Origin of the sequence: Paraburkholderia sp. RL17-373-BIF-A (assembly GCF_046030175.1) — a bacterium.
Lineage (GTDB): Bacteria > Pseudomonadota > Gammaproteobacteria > Burkholderiales > Burkholderiaceae > Paraburkholderia.
In genome coordinates this window covers 1-6016 of record NZ_JARESO010000135.1, presented here as the reverse complement: position 1 = coordinate 6016, position 6016 = coordinate 1, and the positions used below count along the sequence as shown (strand labels likewise).

Annotated in this window: 4 protein-coding genes and 1 pseudogene; 2 read left to right on the top strand and 3 right to left on the bottom strand. The window is 63.9% G+C overall.

The window, feature by feature from the left end; all coding sequences use genetic code 11:
* Window positions 1–300: 300 nt before the first annotated feature.
* The gene (locus tag P0D80_RS48205; RefSeq protein WP_132378876.1) at window positions 301–735 is read right to left on the bottom strand and encodes a DUF4399 domain-containing protein; all 435 of its coding nucleotides are present in this window, start codon (window positions 733–735) and stop codon (window positions 301–303) included.
* A gap of 47 nt (window positions 736–782) precedes the next feature.
* Window positions 783–1286 (bottom strand): DUF4399 domain-containing protein, encoded by a 504-nt coding sequence (locus P0D80_RS48200; RefSeq protein WP_132378878.1) that lies wholly within the window; start codon window positions 1284–1286, stop codon window positions 783–785.
* Window positions 1287–1653: 367 nt separating this feature from the next.
* Here P0D80_RS48200 and P0D80_RS48195 point away from each other — a divergent pair.
* Both P0D80_RS48195 and P0D80_RS48190 read left to right on the top strand, forming a co-directional pair.
* Window positions 1654–2490, top strand: a pseudogene (locus tag P0D80_RS48195) (caspase family protein); the annotation flags it as partial.
* An 18-nt stretch (window positions 2491–2508) separates the two neighbouring features.
* The gene (locus tag P0D80_RS48190) at window positions 2509–3627 is read left to right on the top strand and encodes a formylglycine-generating enzyme family protein (RefSeq protein WP_408295338.1); all 1119 of its coding nucleotides are present in this window, start codon (window positions 2509–2511) and stop codon (window positions 3625–3627) included.
* Between the two features lie 56 nt (window positions 3628–3683).
* On the opposite strand, the gene P0D80_RS48185 is transcribed toward P0D80_RS48190, so the two are convergent.
* Window positions 3684–5828: a serine/threonine protein kinase gene (locus P0D80_RS48185; RefSeq protein ID WP_408177285.1), complete on the bottom strand. Its 2145-nt coding sequence runs from the start codon at window positions 5826–5828 to the stop codon at window positions 3684–3686.
* Window positions 5829–6016: the final 188 nt, after the last annotated feature.

The window sequence follows — 6016 nt, the reverse complement described above, 5'->3', positions numbered from 1 at the left end:
AAATCTCCTGGGAAGGGAATACAGCACAGTTTGCGGTTGGGTTCGAGCAACTTGTCTGCTCGAGTGTCACTAATGCATGGGCTGTGCCAGGATTGCTTTCCTATCCTAAGAAATGTGCCGGAATGCCGTAGATAAAGGGTTGCGGGGCTGGCAGTGAGGCGAACATGAGACAAAGCGGTGAAGCGGCGTCCGGAGGATGGTGGATTGCGGCCAACAACCCGTGAGAAACTGTCGGCTGCTGCGTGACACTGAGGCGCTAACCGATGCGCCGCGTCACGCCGCGCAATACGCAACCGCGCGTCACCGCGCAATGACGGTGATCTTCTTCGAATACACCGGCGGATTGTGCGGCACGTGCATGTCGTCGCCCATCAGCAACTGCAGCGTGTGCTTGCCCGGCGGGAGTTGAATCATGGTCTCCGTTTCGCCCGCGCCGAAGTGCAGGTGATTGCGATCCGATGGAATCTCCTGATCCATCGGCGGCAAGTCAGTGTCGATCAGCAGATGATGGTGGCCGGTATTCGGATACTTGACGCCTTTCGGCGCCACGCCCATGTAGCGCAGGCCGAACCACACCTTGAACGGCTTGTTGGCAGGGACGACCTGGCCATCGTTGGGATAGCCGATATACGCATAGGCGCCGGCCGGCGCCGGCGTGCTGCCTGCAAGAGCGACATTCGGCGAAGCCAATGCCGCCGACATGACGAGCGCCGCGACCGCGATGATCTTGTACATGAAGGTCTCTCCGTCCTGACGGACCCGCTTTGAACGAATGGATCGCGCTAGTCTTTTAGCACGGTGATGGTGATCTTTTTCGAATACACAGGCGGCACATGCGGCACGTGGTTGTGGTCACCGAGAATGAGTTGCAGCGTGTGCTTGCCCGGCGGCAACTCGATTCGCGCGTCCGTCTCACCCGCACCGAAGTGCAGGTGATTGCGATCCGATGGGATTTCCTGATCGAGCGGCGGCAGATCGGTGTCGATCAGCAAATGGTGATGGCCGGTGTTGGGGAATACGACGCCCTTCGGGCACACGCCCATGTTCCGCAGTCCCATGCGCACCCACAACTTGCCGCCGTGAATCACCGTGCCGTCCGATGGCCAGATGATGTATTCCTCGGCGCCCGGCGGCGACGCGGTTTGTTCGGCCGCCGCAAAGACGCTCGGCACCATGTTGCCGAACATGAGGACGAGCGTCGCGCGCAAAGCCCGGCGCAGCGCCTCGCGACGCGCATTCGATCCATGACGCACGTCGAGAACAACGGGGGTAACGGTTCTTCGCATAGCGCACTCTCCCGAAGAGTGGTCATGGCCAGGTCGGCTGCACAAGGCAGGCCGGGCGTTCCGGCTGGATGTCGCGGGCGCACGCGCGATTGGACGGCCACTTGGTTAAAACGAGCTTGCCGCCCTACTTTGTGAATTAGCTTAGGTCGTAACTTGCCAAAAAGATACGCCACACTCGTTAACCGTATAACGCATTCGGGGCACGCGGACAGTTGTGGCGCGCAAAGCGCGTGCTATCGTTATTAAGAGGTTGCAGATGGATGGTCGATAGCGGCGTCGATGTTTCTCGCAATTCACTCCAGCAGTTGATGCGAGTAGCGTGGGCCTCGATTGCCTATGTTCTGTCCGGAACAAACAGGATGTAAAGATGTGGCGAATATTCATGCTGGTATGCGTGGCCGGGGCGATGCAGGCGCATTGGGGCGACGCTTTTGCGGCGCCGCAACGTGACGGCGCCGAGCGGGATACGAGTGCGGCGAGTTTGCCGCTCACGCTGGTCACTCCGTTCACGCCGCCACAGGGCAATCTGCTTTCTCCACGTATCGCGCTTGTGATTGGTAACGGCGCGTATGGTGTGGACGGCGTGGATCGTGCGGATCGCACTGACACGCAAGTGGACGCGCTGCGAGAGAACGCGCCGCGCGACGCCGAAGCCATGCGCGACAGGCTCCAGACGCTCGGCTTCGACGTCATCATGCGCACGAATGCGACGCCGCAGCAAATGCGCGAGGCCATCGGCGAATTCCATCAGCGCTTGCGGGCAGGCGGTGTTGGCCTGTTCTATTTCGCGGGGCACGGCATGCGAATCGGCCCGCAAACACTGCTCATCCCAGCGGGACTCGATGCCCGCTCGCCGGCTGAGGTCGTGAGCAACGGTGTCGATTTGCACGCCGTATTGCAGGCCATGCGCGGAGCGCGTGACGGCCGGCTCAATCTGGTGATCCTCGACACGTGCCTGAATAATCCGTTCTCAGCGGACGTGACGAACGATACGGCCGCGCTTCCGGGCAATACCGTGGTTGCCTACGCAACCGCGCCCGGCGGATTCGCGGCGGACGGCACACGCCACGGTGTCTATACGAATGCATGGCTTCACGCGCTCGACAGCGCTCCGTCACTGGCGCTGCCAGATCTGTTGCAACGCGTCGCAGCGCAGGTTCGCGACGCGACCGGCGGCGAGCAAGCGCCGTGGCTTGCCTCGTCGCTTCCTCAAACCTTGCTGATGGCCGATGCTGCGTCCACCGCTCGGGACAATCCCTTGGTCTCGCTGCATAGCAGAGGCATCCTGCCGAAAGACAGCAGCGAACAATACGAAATCACGTTCTGGAATTCGATCAAGGACAGCAACTACCCAGGGGACTACGAGGCGTATCTGAAGGCCTATCCGAACGGCCGCTTCGCCACGCTCGCTCATGCGCGCATCGACCGCTTGCGTGCTGCGGCGACGTCGAACGCGCCGTCCACGGCCACGCCTGCTGCGCCTTCAGTTGCGCCCGCGCCGCAAGCCGCGCGGCCAACGCCGCCGGCTAACACCCCGGCACCCAAGCCCACTGCAAGTGCTGCTCCGCCGGCCGCACCACCCGCAGCAGCGGTCGCGCAAAAGCCCGTCACGCATGCGCCGGTTGCCGGCGAAAGCCGCGATTGCGCCACCTGTCCGATCATGATCACCGTGCCCGCGGGTTCGTTCTCGATGGGCAGCAGTACCGACGACCCGTCCGAAAAGCCCGTTCATCACGTGACCATTGGCGCGCCGTTCGCGATCGGCAAGTACGAGGTGACGGTCGACCAGTGGAACGCGTGCGTCGCCGCCAATGGCTGCCAGAAGCTCACGCCGGAAAGCAACACCAACAAGGCCGCACCGGCGCGCGACCTCAGTTGGGACGACGCGCAGCAATACGTGAAATGGTTGAGCAAGACCACCGGCAAACCGTACCGCCTGCCCACCGAAGCGGAATGGGAATACGCGGATCGCGGCGGCACCACGACCGCCTACTGGTGGGGCGATCAGATGCGCAAGGGCAACGCCAATTGCAAGGACTGCGGCGAACCGTGGCACAAGGAAGGACCCGAGGCCGCCGGCTCGTTCGCGCCGAATCCGCTCGGCCTGTACGACATGAACGGCAGCGTCTGGGAATGGACCGCCGACTGCTGGCACAACTCCTACCAGGGCGCACCCGCCGATGGCCACGCATGGGACAGCCCCGGCTGCGACATGCGCGTGATTCGCGGCGGTTCGTGGCGCGAAGGCGGCAGCTACATGCTCAGCGCGACGCGCTTCAAGTACAGCTCGGGCGTGCGTCAATCGCAGGATGGCTTCCGGGTCGTCAAAGATCTCAAGTGACTTGCCGGCTTCGCGGGCGGTTCATAGCCGGCTCGCGAGCCGCGCTCGCACGCCGCTCACGGCGAGCGTGGTTTCGTCGTGATCGGCGCGAAATCGGCGACGATGTGATCGTGGCCGTATTTGCCGCCGATCTGCGCAAGCCGCGTGTCGAGTGCGCGCAGATAGTCGGCGCGCGATTCGCTCTCCGGGCGCGGCTTATCGAAGAGCGGCGCCGGCGTGATCAGCAGCACGACCATCTCCGATCCGAACGGCTTTGAAATGATCCAGTCACCCGCGCTGCCGATCGTGGCGGCGTAGTGCGGTGGCGCCTGATTGTCCTTCGCGCGCGGGCTCGGCACCATGTGCACGACGCTGCCGTCGAGCTGGTAGTAGTCGAGGTTCACATACGAGTCGTAACCCGGCGTGGTGACGTCGACGACCAGCGGGTTGCCTTCGCTCAACTGGCCACCTGGCGGCCGCACATGCAGGGCCGCGACGTGACCGGCCTGCATGTTGTGAATCCAGTAGGGCGCGAATGCTTTGATGGTGTCGCATTTGTCGTCGGCGAGCGGCTCGACCTGGAGCGTCAGCGTATCGACGCCCGGCAACGCCGCCAGCGTGTCCTTCAGATGCGCCGCGCCATAGCGTTGCGAGACGTAGCCACGCACCGTCAGCGAGTGGTCCTGGACTGACGCGGACAGCGCCGAACAGGGCACTTGCGCCAGCGCCGGCGTGATGACTGCGAGGGCCAGCGCCGGCTTCGGCGCGGGCGCCGCCGGTCGCGTGGCGGGCATTGCTGCGACAGGACTTGCCGGCGGTGCCGCAGGTGGCGCGCTCACCGGCCCCGACACCGTTCCTTCCGATGACGACGAACCCGTCTGCTCCGCCAGAGCCTGCGAAGCGCCCGCCTGCGTCTGTGATCCACTGTGCCGGTTAGGCGCCGAGCGGAACGCGAACACGCCGACCGCCGCCGCGCACACCACCGCGAAACTCGCGAGCCCCACCTTCGCCAGCGTTCCTGACTTTTCCGCACGCGCTTCGTTATCGAACTCCGCGATGAAGCGCACCACGCTCGGCATGCGCGAATTGCGATCAAACGACAGCGCGGCACGCAGCGCGCGCCATTGCCTGGAATCGAGATTGGCCGGCCGCTGCGGCTTGAAATCGGCATTGCGGGCCTGCGTCGCCGACAAGCGGTCGAACGGATGGTGACCGGTCAGCAGCTCGTACGTGATGCAGCCGAGCGCGTAGATGTCGTCGCGCGGATCGGGCTCGCGGTGCTCGATCATTTCCGGGCTCGCATACGCGGGCGTCAATGCGCCGAGGCTGCCCGGATCGAACACGGTTGCATCGCTCTCCTCTTCCGGACGCTGGAACACGCGGGCAATGCCGAAGTCGATCACCTTGACTTCGGCATTCGTCGTGAGAAACACGTTGGCGGGCTTGAAGTCGCAATGCACGAAGCCGCGTTCGTGCGCATAGGCGAGCGCGCTGCACATGCCGCGCACGATCGGCAGCGCCGCGCGCACCGGCATGCCCTGGTAGCCCGGCGTGCGCAGCAACTGGCTGAGCGGCTTTCCGGACAGGTACTCCATCGTCAGATAGACGATCGGCCCGTCGCGGTCGAAGTCGTACACCGTAATGATGTTGCGATGCGCAAGCACTTGCGCCTTGCGCGCCTCGCGCTGCAACGCCACCAGCGAATTCGGGTTGCCGCGGAACTGGACGTTGAGCACCTTGATGGCGAGATACGGCTTGCGATCCGAGGCCTCGAGCTTGCGCAGATCGAGTGCCTTGTACACCGTGCCCATGCCGCCGACCCCGAGGCATTCTTCGAGCACGAAGCGGTTGTTGAGTGTGTCGCCGGTGCCTTTGATCTGGTCGTGTCCCGCGGCACTGCCGGTGCCCGCTGCGTTGGCCGAGCTTCCCGCGCTGCCCGCGCTGGCTGACCGTACCGACGGAATCTCGACAGTGGTCTGGATGCCGGTTTCGTCGCCGCCCGCCGCTACGTTCGACACGCGCAACTGCTCGATGCGTCGCCGCACTTCCACGTAGAGATCGTCGGGGAGCGGAGCCTTGCGATGTGCCGCGCCGAGCATGTCCAGCAGCTGCGTGGGGCCGAGTCCTTCGGTCGTCAACGTGCTGTCGAGTTGAGCCACGAACTCGTCACGGGACAGCTCGCCGTTCTGAAAGTCGTGAATCACACGCGCAAGGCTAGCCATTTGTGCGAAGCGCCGCCGCTGCCGTTGGGCCGGATCGCGCGCGATCCAAACCTCTCGGGCTGATAGAGAACCTTTCGTAACCAGTTACATGTGCCGCTTCGATACTAGCTCCCGCTCCGTGCTTTCGCAAACCAGGATTGGCCCGCTGCCTGCGCGGCGAGCCCATGTCGTGCGACATCCAACAGCAC